The organism is Streptomyces olivochromogenes (assembly GCF_001514115.1).
Lineage (GTDB): Bacteria > Actinomycetota > Actinomycetes > Streptomycetales > Streptomycetaceae > Streptomyces > Streptomyces olivochromogenes.
The window spans coordinates 187,599-205,767 of the sequence record NZ_KQ948467.1 but is presented as its reverse complement, the minus strand read 5'-3'; the positions used below and the strand labels follow the sequence as shown (position 1 = coordinate 205,767).

Sequence of the window (18,169 nt, the reverse complement as noted above, 5' to 3'; positions counted from 1 at the left end):
TGCTCCCATCGGCTGAGGTCGACGCCGACAGGGGTTCAGCCCATCGGCGCGTGCTCGGGTGAGGGCGACGGCGCGCCGGCCCATCCGCGCAGGACGGCTTCGAGGCCGGTGACGGCGGCGACGTCGGTGGTGTCGGAGACCCAGGCGACCACCCCGTCCGGGCGTACCAACACCCCGGTCGGCGTCGCGTGTTCGTCGATCACGCTGCTCACGCGCCCGGCCCAGGCCGCGGAGAGACGGGCGAACGTGCCGTCCGGAGTGCGGTCGAGCAGCAGGAACCCGCCGCGGTGACCGTGGTCGGCCAGACGGGAACCGTTCGTCAGCCACACGTCGGGCACATAGCGGCCGACCAGCGGGTGGCCCCCGGGCAGGTCGATGCGCTGCGTGACGCCGGAGATCTTCTTGACCGCGTAGGTCGTGCCGTCCCGGGTGCTCAGCAGATCGGCGACGACCTCCCGGAGCGCGGCCGACTTGGCGTCCCCGCGCATCACCCCGATCTGAGCCCGCGTCCAGTCCAGCACCCAGGCGCCAAGAGGACGGCGCTCGGCGTCGTAGGTGTCGAGCAGCCCTTCAGGTGCCCACCCGGCGACCACGGCACCGAGCTTCCAACCGAGGTTCATCGCGTCGCCGACCCCGAGATTGAGCCCCTGACCGCCGAACGGCGAGTGCACGTGCGCGGCGTCGCCGGCCAGCAGCACCCGTCCCGACCGGTAGGTCGCGGCCTGGCGGGCGTTGTCGGTCCAGCGGGTCGCGGCGCCGTGCAGCGCGGTCAGCGTGACGTCGGTGCCCGATACCCGGCGCAGGCTGGTCTGCAACTCCTCAAGGGTGACGGGCGGCATGGGGGTCCCCCCGCGCGAGCGAAGCCGAGCGTGGGGGAGGTCGGTGGAAGCGCTGCCGAACTCCACAGTGACCAGCCGCCCGGGCTGTGGCCCGTAGCGGTACGCCCCTCGGGTCGACCACACCCATCCGTTCGCGAGCTTCTCCGGGTCGGCGATGTCGGCGACCGCCAGGTGTCCGGTGAGTTCGGGGTCGGTGCCGGGGAAGTCAATGCCCGCGAGGCGGCGTACGGTGCTGCGTCCGCCGTCACATCCGACCAGCCACCCGGTGCGCAAGGTGCCGGCCGTGGTGCCGACGAGCACGCCGTCGTCGGTGTCTTCGAGCGTGGTGACCTCCACTCCGCGACGCACCGGTACGCCGAGTCGCGCGACATGGTCGGCCAGCAGCTCCTCCAGCTCGCGCTGCGGCACCAGCCTCGCTCCGTCGACCGCGGCGTGCGTGGCGAGGTCGGCATCGGACCAGTCCACGAGGTCGGCGTCGAGGACCATCCCCGCGAAATGCCCGGTGAACCGCGACTCGCGCGCCGGCCGGCCGCCCCCTGGCCGCTGGTCGCCGGTCATGCGAGCGAACGATCCCAGCCGCTCGAGCATCTCTCGCTGCACGCTTTCGGCGGCAGGCAGCAGGCCGCGGCGGTCGAGCGCCTCGGCCGTGGGCACGTTGATCGACCCCGCCTTCATCGCCTCGGCCGGCTCGGCCAGTCGCTCGAGCACCTGCACCGTCGCCCCGGAGAGCGCCAGTTCCGCGGCGAGCACGAGGCCCACCGGCCCGGCTCCGACCACGGTCACGTCCACGTTCTGGTTCACATCATTCTGGTTCACATCGATATTCACGAACAGTGTTCTATAAACGAACGGTGTTCGTGTCAAGTTATAGTGGTCGGGTGAACCCGAGAGAACGACGCGCGGCGCGCCACCAACTGCCGAATCCCGAGGTCGAAGCCGCCCCCAGGCAGCGGCGCCGCAAGGCTCCGATCACCGTGGAGCAAGTCGTCGACACCGCGCTTGGGGTGATCGCCACAGAGGGCTACGAGGCCCTGACCATGCGCCGACTGGCCGGTGCGCTCGACACCGGCCCCGCCTCGCTCTACGCCCATGTGGTCAACAAGGCCGACCTCGACGAACTGCTCATCGCGCGGCTGTGCGCCGGGCTCGTACCACCCGAGCCCGATCCCGTAGCCTGGCGGGAGCAGATCCGCAGCGTGTGCACCCAGATGCGCGACCAGTACCTGAAATACCCCGGAATCTCCCGCGCCGCGCTCGCCATGGCCCCCACCGACCTCGAGACCCTGCGCGTCAGCGAAGGAATGCTGGCGATCCTGATCGCCGGCGGCGTCGCCCCGCAGGCCGCCGCCTGGGCCATCGACGCCCTGTTGCTGTACGTGGCCGCCTACTGTCTGGAGATCTCCGTCCTGGATCAGCGCAAGGTCCACAACGAGGCGGACTGGGTTGTCGACACCGACGAGCTCCGGCGTCGACTGACCGCGCTGCCTGCCGGGGCCTTCCCTCACACCACCCGCTACGCGGCCGAGCTCACCGCCGGCGCGGGCCACGACCGGTTCGACTTCACCCTCGCCCTGATGATCGACGGCCTCGCCCACCGCTAGCCCGAGGCCGCCGTGGTGTGACCGGGGGTCAGTGCACGGTTGCCGGGCGGAGCGCGGGTACGACCGTGAAGGCCGTCCACGACGCGCGTTCGACGACCAGGCGACGCAGCGTGCGTACCTGGCGAGGGGCGTTCCAGCCGAGTACGCCGACCACCCTCCCGTGGTGGCCGTAGGCGGCGGCGAAGCAGCCGTCGACCGGGTCTCCGTGGACGATCCGCACGTCCGCGTCGGGTGGGAACATGCCGTACGCCTGGATCCTGGTGTCGTACTGGTCCGTCCAGAAGTAGGGCACGGGAGCGAACGGTTTGGCGTCGCCGAGCAGGTTGCCGGCCGCGGCCATGGCCTGTTCGGTGGCGTTCATCCGGTGTTCCAGTCGCATGCGGGTGCCGAAGTGCGGGTTGTGCCAGGAGGCGACGTCCCCGGCGGCGTAGATGCCGGGTGCGGCCCGGCACAGCGCGTCGCACTCCACCCCGTCCCGCAGTCGCAGGCTCGAGCCGGTCAGCCAGCGGGTGGCGGGCGTGGAGCCGAGGGCCAGGACGACGACGTCGGCCGGCAGCGCGGTGCCGTCGCCGAGTTCCACCCCGGTCACCCGGCCGCCCGCTCCGCGCAGTCGGCGCACGGATATCCCGCAGCGCAGGCGCGTGCCGTGGTCGCGGTGCAGATTGGCGACGAGCGTGCCGATGCGGTCGCCGAACGGGCGCCGTACGGGGACAGGTTCCGGCTCGACCACGGTCACCTCCAAGCCCATGGTCCGGGCTGCCGCGGCGACTTCGGTGCCGAGGAATCCGGCGCCGACCACGACCACCCGGGGCCCGGTGAGCAGCGCGGCGCGTAGGCCGAGAGCGTCGTCGAGCGTGCGCAGGACGTGGACGCCGGCGAGATCGCTGTCGGGAAGGTGCCGGGGGGCCACACCGGTAGCGATGATCAGACCGTCGAAGCCGATGCTCTCGCCGTTGCCGAGGCGCACTTGGCCGCCCGCCACGTCGAGGGCGGTGGCGCGCTGTCCGAGTCGCAGGTCGACCTCGAGCCGCGCCAGGTCCTGCAGGGAGCGCAGGGTGACCCGTTCGGGCTTCCAGGCGCCGGTGAGGATCTGCTTGGACAGCGGCGGCCGGTCGTACGGCGGATGTGGCTCCTCGCCGATCAGGGTGAGGTCGCCGCCCCAGCCTCGGTGGCGGAGGGCCTCGGCCGCGGTCAGGCCTGCGGCCGAGGCTCCGACGATGACGATCCGCTTCACTGCTTGTCCCCCTGTTCTTCCGCCTTACCCTGCTCTTCCTCCTTGTCCCCCTGTTCGTCCGCCTTGTCCGCCTCCTCTTCCGCCTTGCCCCGCTGTTCGTCCGCCTTGTCCGCCTCCTCTTCCGCCTTGCCCCGCTGTTCGTCCGCCTTGTCCGCCTCCTCTTCCGCCTTGCCCCGCTGTTCGTCCGCCTTGTCCGCCTGTTCTTCCAGCCAGATCGCCTGGGCCGGGCAGAGGGCGACGGCCTGCCGGACGTCGTCCGCCAGGTCCTCGGGCGGGGTTTCGGTGAGCAGGAAGACGATGCCGTCCTCCTCGCGCTGATCGAACACCCTCGGTGTGGCCAGCACGCACTGGCCGGACGCGACACACTTGTTCTGGTCGACGATCACCTTCATCGGTTCCTCCACTCCCGCGCGGCACTTGGCCGCGGTCACCAGGTGATGGGCAGTTCGTAGACGCCGTAGGCCAGCCCGTCGTGCTTGAACGGGATCTGGTCCAGGTCGGTGGCCGGCCGCAGGGTCGGGATGCGGCGGTACAGGGTGCCGTAGACGACCTGCAGTTCCACCCGGGCCAGCGGCTGGCCCAGGCACTGGTGCACACCGAAGCCGAACGCCACGTGATGGCGGGCGTTGCGGGCGATGTCCAGCCGGTCGGGGTCGGGGAAGGCGGCGGGATCGCGACTGCCGATGTCGTTGGCCACGATGACGCCTTCGCCAGCGCGGATGGTCACCCCGCTGATCTCGATGTCCTCGAGGGCCACGCGGCGCCGTCCGCTGTGCACGATGTTCAGATAGCGCAGCAGTTCCTCCACTGCCGAGGCGACCACCTTCGGATCGTCGCTCTCGCGCAGCCGCGCCAGCTGGTCCGGATGCTGCGCCAGGGCCAGGGTGCCCAGCGCGATCATGTTCGCGGTGGTCTCGTGACCGGCCACCAGCAGCAGCAACCCCATGTCGGCCGCTTCACGTCGGGACAGTTCACCGGCCCTGACCCGCGCGGCCAGCGTGGAGAGCAGGTCGTCCGCCGGGCGAGCGAGCTTGTCGCCGATCAGCCGGTCCAGGTAGTCGACCAGCCGCTCGGTGGCCGCCCGCCCCTGCTCCGGCGTGGTGGTGCGCTTGATCAACACCTTGCTGTTGGCCTGGAAGAAGTCGTGGTCGGCATACGGGACGCCGAGCAGCTCGCAGATCACCAGCGACGGCACCGGCAGCGCGAACGCCTGGACCAGGTCCACCGGCTTGGGGCCGGCCAGCAGCTCGTCGATCAGATCGTCCACGATCTTCTGGATGGCCGGCCGCAGCGCCTCCACGTGCTTGATGGAGAAGGCCGCGGTGGCCATCCGGCGCTGCCGGGCGTGCTCCGGATCGTCCATCGAGATGAAGCTCCGCGACTGCCTCCGGCGCTCCTTCTGGCCCGCGCCCGCGTGCGGATAGTGCGGGAGAGTACTGTCCGCGCTGATCCGCGGATCGCCCAGCAGCGCCCGCTGGTCCTCGTAGCGGGTGATCAGCCACGGGGTGCTGCCGTCCCACAGCCGGACCCGGCTGACAGGGGCCTCGGCCTGCAGGGTGCGCAAGGCCGGCGGCGGGTCGAACGGGCAGCTGGCCGCCCGGGTCATGGGGTAGTCCGGTGCCTCCGCCGACGGCACGTCGGTGCCGGGTGTCGAGAGGATGCTCATGGTTCTCCGCCCTTTCCTGAAGTCCGTTACAGGACAGGCGCCAGGACCGGGGCCCGGCGCGCGCGGGGCGCGACGGGACAGCGGAGCAGGTCCCGCCTGCAGGAGAGGACACCCAAGAGCGCCGCCCGGAGGTTCAGGGGGCTGTCCCACCGCCGGGAACGCCGGGTTGCGGGACGGCTTGGACCAGCCGCGCGACGATGGGCAGGGCCGTACGCAGGGCTTCGCCCAGCGCTTGCACGTCCCGCTCGGGCAACGCGGCCAGCAGGCCGACCACCCGGGCACTCTGCGCGCGCCGGCGCTCGACCATCAGCTCGCGCCCGGCATCCGTGATGGCGACGAGACGCACCCGCCCGTCTTCGGAATGGCCCACTCGCGTTGCCAGACCTTGGGCTTCCAGCCGCTGCACCAGCACGGTCATCGACGGTTGAGCGATGCCCTCCGCCGCTGCCAGCGCGGTCAGCCGGATCGGACCTTCCCGCTCCAGCCTGCTGAGCGCCCCGGCGGTGGTCAGGCTCATGCCCTGCCGGTCCGACAGGAGGTACCTGGCCATCCGGATGGCCAGCTGGCTCAGCGCCGCCGCCACCTCCCGGGGACCCTCTTCAGGTGTCTCACCCATACCTTCATTCATATCACTCATCTATATAGACAGTCTATATAGAATGGTGATATATCTGGCGATGGACCGTTAGGGGTTCTGGTCACGACCAAGGCGCCATCGCGGCGCCGGAAGAAGGTGATGACCGTGACCTGCGTCTACACCCCGGACATCTCCCCGCGGCACGCCGCTGCCCGGTGCCCGCAGGCATCAGGCGGCGCCTGGCCCCTGGCGCACCGCCCGGAAGCCGCCGGAGAAGCCCGCAAGATCACCAAACGGGTCCTGACCCAGTGGAGCGTCGCCGACGAGGCGGCCGACTCAGTGCTGCTGACCGTCTCCGAGCTCGTCACCAACGCCGTGGAGCACGCACAGCCCCCACTGAACCTCGGCCTGCGCCGCGACCCGGGCACCCGGTGCGTGCACATCGAACTCTCCGACGGCGGCCCGGCCGCCAGGGACGGCGACTGGGCAGCCAGTTGTACCCGCGGCGAGCACGGCCGCGGGCTGGAGATCATCGACCAGCTCACCGCCGCGCACGGCGACCGCCAGGAGCCCGGACACGTCGTCCACTGGGCCGACGTGGATGCGCATGCCTGACCGGACGCATGACACCTCGGCTCAACACTCCTCACCCGCAGCGGCGAGAGCGTGACGGCCAAGGACGGGATCGACCCGCTGTTCACCCGCCAGTCGCTGCAGGCCGGGTCGAACGAGGTGCTGCTCGACGACTCGACCCGACCGGCGACCCGCGCGGCCGCAGCCGGTGTCGACGTGGTCCTCGACGTTCGGGTCGGTTCGGGTCGGTTCGGGTCGGACAGCACGGCGGCGGCGATGGGCTGTCGTGGCCCGACGGCGTGGGGCCGGGCCTCGAAGCACGGCGGGCAGCAGCGGCCGGGCGACCACGGGGGAACGGCTTACGACGACATGGCCTACTCGGGCAGTGGGCGGTCGTCGACGACGTGCTTCATGACAAGGGTTGAGGTCAGGCGCTGGACCCCCGGCAGGGTGGCCAGCCGCTGGTCGTACAGCCGCTGGAAGGCGGACAGGTCGGCGGTGGCGACGCGCAGGAGGTAGTCGGGCTCGCCGAACAGGCGCTGGGCCTGGATCACGTGCGGGACGGCGGCCACGGCCTCCTCGAACGAGGAGACGGTGTCACGGTCCTCCCAGCCCAGGGTGACGAAGACCAGGGCTTCGAAGTTGAGACCGACAGCGGCCGGATCGACGACCGCGCGGTAGCCGCGAATCGCGCCCTCGCGTTCGAGGTCACGCAGGCGGCGATGGCAGGGCGAGATGCTCAGCTTCACGCGGGCGGCCAGCTCGGTCACCGTCAGACGGCCATCCAACTGCAGCTCGGTAAGAATCTTCCGGTCCAGGGCATCCATGGGAGAGATTCTCCCCCACTGGGCGGGATCATGGAGAAAAGACAGAAACATTTGCGGGCATTATGCGCCTAATCTTCCCCCTCAGGGCAAGGAACGTGAGAGGGAAAGATCGATGGACACGACGACGGTGGCGGCGTTCCTGGCGGTGGATCTACTGCTGGTGTTCACCCCGGGCGCGGACTGGGCCTACGCGATCACCGCGGGGTTGCGCGACCGGTCGGTCGTCCCGGCGGTCGCCGGACTGATAGCCGGATACGTGGGATACACGGTGCTCGCCGTGGCCGGCCTGGTGGTGATCGTGGCGAACTCGGCCGCCGTTCTCACCACACTGACCGTCGCAGGGGCCGCCTACCTGATGTGGCTGGGCTGGGGTGTCCTGTCTCGGCCGGCGGTGCTGGGCGCGTCCACGCAGGCCATGCCCTCCTCGCGCCGGCAGATCATGCTCAAGGGAGCCGGGATCAGCGGCCTGAACCCGAAGGCGCTGCTTCTGTACTTCTCCCTGTTCCCACAGTTCATCGACCCCGGGTCGGGCTGGCCGGTCGCCGCGCAGACCGGGCTGCTCGGCACGCTCCACATGACCGCCTGCGCCGTGGTCTACCTCGCCGTCGGCGTGCTGGCCCGCACCGTGCTGAAGACCCGGCCTTCGGCGGCCCGGGCCGTCACCCGCGCCTCCGGTGCCATGATGATCGTCATCGGAGGGTTCCTGCTCGTGGAACGCCTGGCCGGCTGACGGACCCGCCCGACCCCGTGCAACACCGTGATGTCCGCCGAAGGAGAGCACATGGAAGAGCAGGCGCAGCGGGAACAGGCGAGCCCCGAGGTGCAGGCGCGCATCCGGACGAGTTTCGACCGGCAGGGACTGATGGGCCTCCTAGGTGCACGGATCACGCGGATCGCGCCGGGCCGTGTGCACATCGTTCTCCCGAGCCGGCCCGAAGTGGCGCAGCAGCATGGCTACTTCCACGCCGGCGCCACCAGCGCGATCGCGGACACCGCGGGCGGCTACGCGGCGTTCACGCTCTTCCCGGAGGACACCGACGTACTCACGGTCGAGTACAAGATCAATCTCCTGGCACCCGCCGTCGGCGATCACATCGAGGCAGTCGGAACGGTCTTGAAGTCCGGACGCACCCTGACCGTGTGCCAGTTGGAGGTGTTCGGCGTCCAGGACGGCCGGCGGTCGCTCGTCGCCAACGGCCAGCAGACGCTGATCCGCGTGAACAGGCCCGAACGGTGAGCCCGCAGCCGCTGCCGCCCCGGGTGACCTGGCAGCAAAGGCCGTTTCCCGACGCCAACCTTCTTCTGCTCCACGGACGCCAACCGGCCCTGGTCGACAGCGGATTCGTCGGCCACGCCGAGGACACGGCCGCCTGGGCCCGCGCCCACGCCGGAGACGTCCGCCTGGTCGTGAACACCCATTGGCACTCCGACCACGTCGGTGGCAACGCCCTCCTGCAGGCGGGCGGCGCCGGCATCGCGGCCGGTGTCCCGGAGGCGGACGCCGTCGCCCGCCGGGACCCCGGCTGCTGCGCTGCGGAATACCTCGACCAGCCCGTAAGCCCGTACACCATCGACATGGCGCTCGACGACGGTCAGGTCCTCCGCCTCGGTGACGCCGAATGGGAAGTGGTCCACACACCCGGGCACACGCCAGGACACCTCGCGCTGTGGCAGCCGGAAGAGCGGCTCCTCGTCGTCGGGGACGCACTGTCGGACTACGACGTCGGCTGGGTGAACCTCGCCCTCGACGGGCCCGACGCGGCCGCCACCGCTCTCGCCTCCCTGAAACGGATGGCCGACCTCGCCCCGCGCGTGCTGCTCCCCTCGCACGGGCCGATCCCCGCCGACCCCGGTGCGGCCTTCGCCACCGCGCTGCGCCGCGCGCGGCGTCTCGTCGACGATCCCGACGGAGCCCTCTGGTACGGGGCCCGGCGGATCTTCGCCTTCGCCCTCATGATCCGCGGCGGGATCCCCGCCGACGAGGTCGAGCCGTACCTGCACGCGCGGGCCTGGCTGACCGACGCCGCGCGCCTTCTGGACCGCACGCCCGAAGCACTCGCCGCCGAGCTCATCGCCATCATGCTCCGCAGCGGCGCCGTCATCCTTCGGGACGGGCGCCTGCACGCCGCCGCCGAGCACACCCCTGTCGAGGCGGAGACGCTGCGCGTGCCGTACCCGCGTGCGTGGCCGACGTCGGAGCCGCGCTGACACCCGGGCGACCGCGTCGCGTCGACCGAGTCGACCACTGTGTGAACCGGGCCTCTCGACAGTCGCCGCCCGGGCCCGGACGCGCCGTCAGTGGAGGGCGTCCGAAAGGCGGGTGAAGCTGTGGCCGGTGGCCAGCAGCTGGGGAACGGCGGCGGTGATGCCTCGGGCGGTGCCGCCCCGGGGGTGGTTCATGTGGCAGATGACGATGGATCCGCCGGGGGCGGCGGCGACCGTCGTACGGACCTGTTCGGGGGTGAAGGTGGCGCCGCCGTCGCCGTTGACCGAGAAGCTGACGAAGCGTTCTCCCAGGGCGGTGACGATCCGTGCCGCGACGTCGTCGCAGTAGGCGGTGCCGGAGCGGAAGAAGCGTGGCGGCGTGCCCAGCAGCCGGGTGAGCTTGGTCTGGTTGCCGGAGATCTCGTCGTAGACCTCGGCGGCGCTGCGGGTGCCGGGGATGCCGTAGGCGGAGCGGCCGGTGACCGAGAGCGGGCGGTGACGGGTGCCGTGGTTGGCGATCTCGAACAGCGGCTCGGCGGCCAGCCGCCGGAAGACGGCGGGGTTGGCGTCGATCCAGCGGGAGTTGATGAACAAGGTCGCCGGTATCTCCCGTCGCCGCAGGAAGTCGATCAACGCACGGTCGTAGCCGCTGCCGCCCGGGCCGCCGCAGGCGTCGAAGGTCAGCGCGATCACACGTCTGGTGGTCGGCAGCGCGTGGACCACGGCGGGTGCGTCGAAGCCCCAGGTATGCGGCACCGCGTGCCCGTAGCGGGCCACGATGTCCGCGCGGGTGACGGCGCGGGACGCGCTGGGCGCGGTGGCGGTGGGCGCGGTGGCCGACGGGCTGGAGCCCGGGGTGCTTGTGCCGGGTGCGATCGCCGCGGATGTGGAAGGGGAACCGGTGTCGGAGGCGCTGCGGTTGGCCGTGCTCTGGGGGCCCGCACAGCCGGCGAGCGCGCCTCCCGCCATGGCAGCCAGCACTGCCCGGCGACTGGGTGTCATCCGTTCCCCTTGTTCGAAGATCCTTGACGGGACACCCCGCTACGGGAACCGTACGCGGCGGAAGAGACATGATCAGTAAGAGGGCGGCAAGGGTTCGCCAACAATCCCTCGTGGATCAAGCGGCGGCGGGACTGCGCCCACCGCCGCTCAGGTGGTCCTCTCGGCCTTGGCCGCCGCCTCCTCGGCGCGGCGCAACTCCTGGTAGCGATTCCACAGTTCGGGCCGGGAATCGTCCATGTACCAGGCGCGCAGGAAGAGTTCGAGGAAGGCGCTCTCCGTCTCGTCGCCGCCGCGGCGGTACAGCTCCGGGTCCGACTCGACCAGCGCGGCCACCGGCCGCCGGCCGGTCGGGTCCTCGGCCACGGTCACCCGGAAAATGGCACGGCCGGTCCCACTGCGATGCAGCGTCAGCTGGTCGCCCTCCAGGTACGCGTCCCACTTCTCGTCCATGCTCAGCGCCCGCACACCGTGCCGGACACGCTGCCACTGCCCCGGAGTCCACACCAGCTCCGGCACCGGAACCGGCTCGGGGCGACGCAGCGGCGTCACGTCGCGACCCAGCCCGGCGCGGCTGAGGTCCTCACCCGGTTCGCCCTCACGCACCCACTCCGGCAGCGCCTCCGACGCAGCCCGCCACGCGGCAGGTATCCCCGCCGTGCCCACCCGAGCGGCGACAATTCCGCCGACGATCGCGCAGGTGGTGTCGACGTCCCCGCCCACCGACGCGCACGCCCACAGCGCCTCCGCGAAGTCCTCCAGATGCCGGGCCGCGCACCACAGGGCGAAGGGCACCGTGTCCGCCGCGCTCACCCGCCGGCCGTTGCCCAACCGGTGCGCCGCGTACTCGGCGTGCGGCTGGCCCAACAACTCCCGCGCCTCGGCCACCCCCGACCGGATCCGTCCCTCCGGTGTCAGCTCCTCCACCGCCGCCAGCAACTGGGCTCCGGTCACCGGCCGAACGCGCCCGCGGGCGGCGCACGCGGCTCCCACCGCCACGGCGACCGCCCCGGCCACCGCCTCCGGATGGGTGTGCGTCACCCGCGCCGACCGCCCGGCCTGCGCGGCTGCCTCGGCCAGATCAACGGCGAACCAAGCGCCCAAAGGCGCCACCCGCATCGCGGCCCCATTGCCCCACGACCCCTGGCCGTCGAACAGTTCGGCGGCCAGGTCCTGCCACCTGCCGCCCTCGCGTACCAGGCGCAGCAGCCGGTTCATCGCCGGACCGTAGCCCCGGTCGAAGTCGTGCCTGTGGGCGAAGCCGTGCGCCAGTTCGCGCTGGTCCACGCTGCCGCGCCGGCGCAGCACGTCGAAGACCGAGCAGGCCATCTCCGTGTCGTCCGTCCACGGCCATTCCGCGGCAGGCGATCGCCGCTCGCGCAGGCCGGGGAGATTGTCCGGTACGAAGAACTGGGCGCCGAAGGCGTCACCCACCGCCAAGCCGCGCAGAGCGTCGCGGGCGGCGGAGCGGTGATCGAAGGAAGGGCAGGCGGAAGGGTCGAGGAAGGAGAACTCAGCGGGCATCTCCCCCATCCTGCCAAGCCGACCTGCCGCAGCGCCACGGCAATTGCCGGCATTGACTGCCTCGCGGGCCTGGTGCTGAGTCGTCCAGTGCGGGAGTCCAGTGCGAGGCGTCCAGGTGTCCTGCCGACCGGGCACCCTCCTGGCGAGCAGCCAGGAGTGGCGGATGGGAGTTGTGGGCATGGTGCGTTGGGGGAACAGACCCGGTGCGCGGAGAGTCAGACTTGCCTCCGCCTCTGGTCCTAGGCTGACTTTCCCACTCCGCCCGGGAGAGTTCCCTCCGGTCCGGACAACCGTGTTCCCGTCAGATCCCTGGCAGGGAGCACCCGACAATGGAGCGCGCATGGCCTACGAGGCGATGGGTGATGACGTCTACCAGCCGGACGGGTCGGAGGTACAGGACGACGCCGGACTGCTGGACGTCTCGGACACCCTCGACGACCGCGGCATCGACGAGGCTCTCGACGAGGGTTACTCGCCCCCGGAGAAGCCTTGGGGCGTGGAGCACACCGGCGTCACGGCGGCGGAGCGGCAGCGAGGGGAGAGTCTCGACGAGCGGCTCGCCGAGGAGGTACCCGATATCGCCGGCCAGGACGGCGACGGTATCGGGGACCTATGGGACGGCGACGTGGAACTCATCGACGACGAGGTCGGAGACCTGCGGGCGGGCCGCCTCGTCGCGCCGGACGAGGGCGCTCACGAGGACACCGAGAAGGACCTCATTGCTTACGACGTCGGCGTCGACGGGGCCGCCGCATCGGCCGAGGAGGCCGCGATGCACGTGATCCCCGACTCCGAGTCCTTGTAACCCGCGTCCTTCTAGCCTGCGTCCTCCTGACCTGCCCGTTCGTCTCCACCGACGGGCACAGAACAGAGCTCGGCGTGGTGCGCGGAGATGGTGGCAAGCGGACGTCGGTGCGCCGCGAGGCGGCCGTCAGCGGTGGAAGGCGGCACCGAAGTGTGCGCCGGACACGGGCGCGGCCAGGGTGTGCGGTCCGAAGCTCACCGACCTGGTCGCGGTGACTCCGGAGGTGGTGCCGCGGAAGACCCACACGGCTCCCGAGCCGCTGTTCTCCTCCGGTGCCGAGACGGCGACATGCCCGCCGACGACGGCGGTGCGGCTGCCGAACCGGTCACCGTTCTCGGCCGTACCGGGCACCCCGGCCGTGTTCTGGCTGAAAACCTGGACCCTGGTGCCGGAAAGACCCGTCGAGCCGCCCCTGAGGACGGCGAAGGTGCCGGCGTCGGTCCGGCCGGCGAGGTCCTCGCCCGGGACACCAGTGACGACGTCGGCGTAACCGTCGCCGGTGATGTCGCCGACGGAGACGTCGGTGCCGAAGCGGTCGCCGCTCTCACCCGCGCCGGGGACTCCGGGGGTGTTCTGGCCGATCAGTGTGGCTCGCGCCGCGAACCCGTTCGCGGTGCCGCGCACCACGCCCACGAGACCACCCGCTGCCGCCGTGCTGCGGCCGAAGACGACGTCCGACCGGCCGTCGGCGTCGATGTCACCGAGGGCGATGCTGTCCGCGGACACGGTGTCGGGGTAGGCGATGAACGGTCCTGCCACTAGGCCTTTCTCGGTCCCCTTCAGCAGTCGCAGACGGGGCGGCGGGATCGATCCTCCGTCGTCCGAGTCCCACGGACCACTGCTGACCACCAGGTCGGTGGTGCCGTCGCCGTCCACATCGCCCGCTTCCATGGCGTAGACACGCACGTCGAGGTCGACGAGGGGGCCGATGCGGGCCGCCGAACCACTCCGGCTGAAGGGCCCGTACCGCATCTGATAGGCCGTCGCCAGGTCCAGGTGCCCATCGCCGTCGAAGTCACCGGCCCGGGTCTCCGCCCGGCCCTGTCCGATTGTGGTGGCGATGGCGAGCCCGCCTGCCCCTCCCCACACGACGGTCTGCAGCCCCACGTCACGCGCGCTGCCGATGTCCTCGCCCGGGGCTCCGACCACCAGGTCGGTGAAACCGTCACCGTCCAGGTCGGCGGCCGTGAGCGGGCCGCCGAAGTGGTCACCCGCCTCCGCCGTGCCAGGTATCCCGTAGCGGTCCTGGCTGATCACCTGGCGCTTGACGCCGTTGGGGCCCTCGGCCATGCCGTAGACGACGGCGAAGTATCCGGCGCCCGCCTTGCCGTTGACAGTGCCGCCGGGGGCGGCGATCGCGACGTCGGTGTATCCGTCGCCGTCGAAGTCGGCACGCACGGACGCCGCGGCATCGGCGGCGAGGGCGCCCGCAGGGGCGTCTTCGGCGTGGGACACCGCTGTCGTCGCCCCCGTCACGGCCATGACGGCGGCGACGACAGCGGCGGCGGACACGTGGAATCTCCGGGAGGACATGGCAAACCCCTAGGAATGGAGGGCAGTGGGCCGCACTTCTCACGCGCACGGCAACCACCAAGACCCGCACGGACCGCCAACGGTTGTACGCCGCTCCTTCACCTGGAGTTCACCCCGAGCAGACCGCGAGTATCCCGGGCCGTTCCATCTCCAAGGTCTCCAGCGGAAATAGACTCGAGGGGACTGTCTGCGCCCGCTGTATGCAGGAAGAAGCCGGTGTCGTCGAGCCGCATCCCTCTGCAGGAGATCCTCATGGACTACTTCGACCTCGGGACCTTGACCCGGCCCGTGTCGACCCGTTCGCCGGAAGCACAGCGCTGGTTCGACCGCGGTCTGGTGTGGAGTTACGCGTTCAACCACGAAGAGGCGGTCACCTGCTTCGAGTCGGCTGCCGCCGCGGATCCCGACTGCGCCATGGCGTACTGGGGTGTCGCATACGCGCTGGGCCCCAACTACAACAAGCCCTGGGAGTTCTTCGACGACGTCGATCTGCGGCACACGGTGGAACGGACGCACGCCGCCGTCGAACGGGCCCACGCGCTGTCCGGCACGGCCACACCGACCGAGCGCACGCTCATCGAGGCGCTGCGCGAGCGCTATCCCGCCGCGCGCGCCGTCGAGGACTGCTCCGTCTGGAACGAGCCGTACGCCGAGGCCATGCGTGCCGTGTACGAACTCGCGCCCGACGACCCTGATGTCGCCACGCTCTACGCGGACGCGCTGATGAACCTCACCCCGTGGCAGCTGTGGGACCTGCGCACCGGCGAGCCCGCCCCCGGTGCGCGCACGCTGGAGGCGAAGGCCGTCCTCGACCGCGCGTTGCTGACCGAGACCGGCGCCGGTCACCCGGGCATCCTGCACATGTACATCCATCTGATGGAGATGTCCCCGACGCCGGAGGAAGCCCTCACCGTCGCCGACCGCCTGCCGGCACTGGTACCGGACGCGGGGCACCTGCAGCACATGCCCTCCCACCTCGATGTGCTGTGCGGCGACTACCGACGGGTCGTGTCGGCCAACAGTGCCGCGATCAAGGCCGACGAGAAGTACCTGCGACGGGCCGGCGCGATGAACTTCTACACGCTGTACCGCTCGCACAACTATCACTTCAAGATCTACGGCGCGATGTTCCTCGGCCGGTCCGGGACGGCGCTGGAGACGGCCGCACAGCTGGAGGCGTCCATCCCCGAGGATCTGCTGCGTGTGGAGAGTCCGCCCATGGCCGACTGGCTGGAGGGGTTCCTCGCCATGCGAGTGCACGTACTGATCCGGTTCGGCCGGTGGGAGGAGATCCTCGCGCTGCCGATGCCCTCCGACCCGCAGTTGTACTGCGTCACCATCGCGATGCTGCACTACGCGCGCGCAGTGGCGTACTCCGCCACCGGGTCGACCGCCGAGGCCGAGGCCGAACGCGAGCTGTTCCGCCGCGCGGTCGCACGGGTTCCCGAGACGCGGACGCTGTTCAACAACACCTGCCGGGACATCCTGGCCATCGCCGCCGCCATGCTCGACGGCGAACTCGAGTACCGCAGGGGCGAGTACGACCTCGCCTTCGCCTCCCTGCGGCGCTCCATCGAACTCGACGACCACCTGCCCTACGACGAACCGTGGGGCTGGATGCAGCCGACCCGTCACGCCTACGGGGCGCTCCTGCTCGAACAGGGCCGAGTCGAGGAGGCCGAGGCCGTCTACCGGGCCGACCTCGGACTCGACGACACGCTGCCCAGGTCCTCACAACATCCGGGAAACGTCTGGGCACTCCACGGCTTCCACGAATGCCTTGTGCGGCTCGGCAAGACGGGGGAAGCCCGCATCATCGCCCAGCAACTCACCATGGCCACCGCACTCGCGGACGTCCCCATCGAGGCGTCGTGCTTCTGCCGACTCGACACCGCGGGCCCGACGAGCCATTGCTGCTCCGAACAGCCGAGTGGGAATGGCTCAGCGACGAACCACGGGGCCCGGACTCTTTGATTCCGGTCCCCGCGCTGAGGAAACAGTGCTGTGGTCGGTTCAGTTGACGCTCTGCCCGCCGTCGACCATCAGTGTCTGACCGGTGATGTAGGAGGAGAGGTCCGACAGCAGGAAGAGGGTCGCGTTGGCCACGTCCTCGGGCTCACCGAGCCGGCCCAGCGGGATCTTCTCGCCATGTGGGTGGTACTCGGTGCCGTCCTCGTTCCTGGTGATGCCGCTTTCGGTGAGAGGGGTGCGGATCACCGTCGGGTTGACGCTGTTGACGCGGATGCCGTCGGGGCCGAGTTCGACCGCGACGGCGCGAGCGAGTGCGGTGACGCCGCCCTTGCTGGCGCTGTAGATCGAGATGCCCTCGATCCCCAACTCGGCGAAGACGGAACCGTTCAGCACGATCGAGCCGCCTTCCTTCTGGCGCTTCATCTGCGCCGCTTCCGCCTGGAGGTAGAAGAACGTGCTCTTGAGATTGCCGTCCACCAGGACGTCCCAGGTCTTCTCGTCCAGCTCGGTCAGCGGACCGACCATGGCGGTACCGGCGTTGTTGAACGCCGCATCCAGTCGGCCGAAGTGTTCGACGGTCCGACGCACCACGTCCCCGGCGCCCGCGATGTCGGTCGCGTCGGCCCGGATGAACAGCGCCTCACCTCCCGCCTTGGAGATCTCGTCGACGACCTGTTCGCCGACCTCGGCGCGACGCCCGGTGATGGCCACCTTGGCGCCTTCCTCGGCGAACAGGACGGCGGCGGCGCGGCCGATGCCCGAAGTTCCACCAGTGACCAGCACTACTTTGTCGTTCAGAAGTCCCATGATTGTTCCTCTGGGGTGTCGATTCGTTGCCCGCTCGTTGCCCGCCTTCGCAGACAAGGGGGTCAGGTGAGGGCCACCGCTCCGCCGTCCACGGTGAGGACGGTTCCAGTGACGTAACTGGCCCGCGGAGAGGCCAGGAAGAGGATCGCCTCGGCGATCTCCTCGGGGGCGGCGAGCCGACCGAGCGGCACCTCGGCTCCGATGCGCTCGAAGCTCTCCTCGCCGATCATGCCGACGACGTTCCGGGTGCGCGTGTGACCGGGCGCGACGGCATTCACCCGGACCCCGAGGCTGCCGAACTCGACCGCCCAGGTGCGGGTCAGGGACTCGACCGCGGCCTTCGTCGAACCGTAGGCGGCAGTGCCGGGAATGCCGCGCTGTGCGGCGATCGTCGTGACGTTGACGATGCTGCCGCCGCCCCGGGCCGCCATCTTCTGCGCGAGCGCCGCGGTGAGGAAGAACGGTCCCCGCACATTCGTCTCGAAGAGCTGCTGGAACGCGTCCAGGCCCTGCTCCGCCGTGGGAGCGAACGGGAACGCTCCGGCATTGTTCACCAGGACGTCCACGTCACTCGCCTCCGCGACGAGTCTGCGGACCGACTCCGGATCCCGCAGGTCGGCCTGGAGGAAACGTGCCCGGCCGCCGTGCTCCCCGAGCACGGCCACGGCCTTGGCGCCGGCTTCCTCGCTCCGGCCGGCGATCACGACCTCGGCTCCCTCGCGGACGAGCAACCGTGCCGTCGCGAAGCCAATGCCGGTTGCGCCCCCGGTCACGAGCGCCTTCCGGTCTCGGAACTCCATGTTCCTGTCCTTTCCATCGGTGACATCGGTGACATCAGGTGACGTCGCGGCGTGTTGACCACCGCGATGTGGTAGAACCGATGGAGCGGTCGGCGCCATGCCCTCCGGCCATTCGTCCTCGCAAGCCCGGCCATGAGGAATGTTTATGGCCCGGATGGCACTGCGGGTCGCCAACCCTCCAACCGACCCGATGCTCGCCCGTCGGGCG

At 70.6% G+C, this 18,169-nt stretch carries 18 protein-coding genes; 7 read left to right on the top strand and 11 right to left on the bottom strand.

The window, feature by feature from the left end; genetic code table 11:
• Positions 1 to 35: 35 nt before the first annotated feature.
• A complete protein-coding gene (locus AQJ27_RS36490; RefSeq protein WP_067378560.1) occupies positions 36 to 1,628 on the bottom strand; it encodes an FAD-dependent oxidoreductase in 1,593 nt (530 codons plus the stop codon).
• 89 nt (positions 1,629 to 1,717) lie between these two features.
• On the opposite strand from AQJ27_RS36490, the gene AQJ27_RS36485 reads away from it, so the two are divergent.
• A complete protein-coding gene (locus AQJ27_RS36485) occupies positions 1,718 to 2,440 on the top strand; it encodes a TetR/AcrR family transcriptional regulator (RefSeq protein WP_067378350.1) in 723 nt (240 codons plus the stop codon).
• A gap of 28 nt (positions 2,441 to 2,468) precedes the next feature.
• On the opposite strand, the gene AQJ27_RS36480 is transcribed toward AQJ27_RS36485, so the two are convergent.
• From AQJ27_RS36480 to AQJ27_RS36465, 4 genes are all read right to left on the bottom strand, one after another.
• On the bottom strand, positions 2,469 to 3,674 hold the full coding sequence (locus AQJ27_RS36480) for an NAD(P)/FAD-dependent oxidoreductase (protein ID WP_201264481.1): 1,206 nt from the start codon (positions 3,672 to 3,674) through the stop codon (positions 2,469 to 2,471).
• The gene (locus AQJ27_RS60550) at positions 3,671 to 4,066 is read right to left on the bottom strand and encodes a ferredoxin (RefSeq protein ID WP_067378347.1); all 396 of its coding nucleotides are present in this window, start codon (positions 4,064 to 4,066) and stop codon (positions 3,671 to 3,673) included. The genes AQJ27_RS36480 and AQJ27_RS60550 overlap by 4 nt, the downstream gene beginning before the upstream one ends.
• Positions 4,067 to 4,101: 35 nt before the next feature.
• The gene (locus AQJ27_RS36470) at positions 4,102 to 5,340 is read right to left on the bottom strand and encodes a cytochrome P450 (RefSeq protein WP_096240468.1); all 1,239 of its coding nucleotides are present in this window, start codon (positions 5,338 to 5,340) and stop codon (positions 4,102 to 4,104) included.
• A 133-nt stretch (positions 5,341 to 5,473) separates the two neighbouring features.
• Positions 5,474 to 5,956 carry a MarR family winged helix-turn-helix transcriptional regulator gene (locus AQJ27_RS36465; protein WP_067378345.1) on the bottom strand — a complete coding sequence of 161 codons (483 nt, stop codon included), beginning with the start codon at positions 5,954 to 5,956 and terminating at the stop codon, positions 5,474 to 5,476.
• Between the two features lie 120 nt (positions 5,957 to 6,076).
• On the opposite strand from AQJ27_RS36465, the gene AQJ27_RS36460 reads away from it, so the two are divergent.
• Entirely contained in the window at positions 6,077 to 6,532 is a 456-nt protein-coding gene (locus AQJ27_RS36460) for an ATP-binding protein (RefSeq protein ID WP_079065498.1), read from the top strand.
• Between the two features lie 332 nt (positions 6,533 to 6,864).
• Here the strand turns inward: AQJ27_RS36460 and AQJ27_RS36455 are convergent, their stop codons facing one another.
• The gene (locus AQJ27_RS36455) at positions 6,865 to 7,317 is read right to left on the bottom strand and encodes an Lrp/AsnC family transcriptional regulator (protein WP_067378342.1); all 453 of its coding nucleotides are present in this window, start codon (positions 7,315 to 7,317) and stop codon (positions 6,865 to 6,867) included.
• Between the two features lie 112 nt (positions 7,318 to 7,429).
• Here AQJ27_RS36455 and AQJ27_RS36450 point away from each other — a divergent pair, with 112 nt between their 5' ends.
• The 3 genes from AQJ27_RS36450 to AQJ27_RS36440 are packed head-to-tail and all read left to right on the top strand — an operon-like array spanning position 7,430 to position 9,525.
• Positions 7,430 to 8,047 (top strand): LysE family translocator, encoded by a 618-nt coding sequence (locus AQJ27_RS36450; RefSeq protein ID WP_067378339.1) that lies wholly within the window; start codon positions 7,430 to 7,432, stop codon positions 8,045 to 8,047.
• A 51-nt stretch (positions 8,048 to 8,098) separates the two neighbouring features.
• The gene (locus tag AQJ27_RS36445) at positions 8,099 to 8,554 is read left to right on the top strand and encodes a PaaI family thioesterase (protein ID WP_067378336.1); all 456 of its coding nucleotides are present in this window, start codon (positions 8,099 to 8,101) and stop codon (positions 8,552 to 8,554) included.
• Complete coding sequence (locus AQJ27_RS36440) at positions 8,551 to 9,525, top strand: MBL fold metallo-hydrolase (RefSeq protein ID WP_067378333.1); 975 nt, start codon at positions 8,551 to 8,553, stop codon at positions 9,523 to 9,525. Before AQJ27_RS36445 ends, AQJ27_RS36440 begins: the two co-directional genes overlap by 4 nt.
• A gap of 87 nt (positions 9,526 to 9,612) precedes the next feature.
• Here AQJ27_RS36440 and AQJ27_RS36435 read toward each other — a convergent pair whose 3' ends face one another.
• Together AQJ27_RS36435 and AQJ27_RS36430 are read right to left on the bottom strand one after the other, a co-directional pair.
• Positions 9,613 to 10,524: a polysaccharide deacetylase family protein gene (locus tag AQJ27_RS36435; protein WP_067378330.1), complete on the bottom strand. Its 912-nt coding sequence runs from the start codon at positions 10,522 to 10,524 to the stop codon at positions 9,613 to 9,615.
• A gap of 147 nt (positions 10,525 to 10,671) precedes the next feature.
• Positions 10,672 to 12,045: an ADP-ribosylglycohydrolase family protein gene (locus AQJ27_RS36430; RefSeq protein ID WP_067378327.1), complete on the bottom strand. Its 1,374-nt coding sequence runs from the start codon at positions 12,043 to 12,045 to the stop codon at positions 10,672 to 10,674.
• A 340-nt stretch (positions 12,046 to 12,385) separates the two neighbouring features.
• On the opposite strand from AQJ27_RS36430, the gene AQJ27_RS36425 reads away from it, so the two are divergent.
• Positions 12,386 to 12,850 (top strand): DUF5709 domain-containing protein, encoded by a 465-nt coding sequence (locus tag AQJ27_RS36425; RefSeq protein WP_067378324.1) that lies wholly within the window; start codon positions 12,386 to 12,388, stop codon positions 12,848 to 12,850.
• 126 nt (positions 12,851 to 12,976) lie between these two features.
• On the opposite strand, the gene AQJ27_RS36420 is transcribed toward AQJ27_RS36425, so the two are convergent.
• Complete coding sequence (locus tag AQJ27_RS36420; protein ID WP_067378321.1) at positions 12,977 to 14,383, bottom strand: VCBS repeat-containing protein; 1,407 nt, start codon at positions 14,381 to 14,383, stop codon at positions 12,977 to 12,979.
• A gap of 252 nt (positions 14,384 to 14,635) precedes the next feature.
• Between AQJ27_RS36420 and AQJ27_RS36415 the strand changes: the two genes are divergently transcribed.
• Positions 14,636 to 16,357 carry a tetratricopeptide repeat protein gene (locus AQJ27_RS36415; RefSeq protein ID WP_067378550.1) on the top strand — a complete coding sequence of 574 codons (1,722 nt, stop codon included), beginning with the start codon at positions 14,636 to 14,638 and terminating at the stop codon, positions 16,355 to 16,357.
• A gap of 39 nt (positions 16,358 to 16,396) precedes the next feature.
• Here AQJ27_RS36415 and AQJ27_RS36410 read toward each other — a convergent pair whose 3' ends face one another.
• Positions 16,397 to 17,161, bottom strand: coding sequence for an SDR family NAD(P)-dependent oxidoreductase (locus AQJ27_RS36410; protein WP_067378318.1), 765 nt, complete (start codon positions 17,159 to 17,161; stop codon positions 16,397 to 16,399).
• Positions 17,162 to 17,223: 62 nt separating this feature from the next.
• Positions 17,224 to 17,961: an SDR family NAD(P)-dependent oxidoreductase gene (locus AQJ27_RS36405; protein ID WP_067378316.1), complete on the bottom strand. Its 738-nt coding sequence runs from the start codon at positions 17,959 to 17,961 to the stop codon at positions 17,224 to 17,226.
• Positions 17,962 to 18,169: the final 208 nt, after the last annotated feature.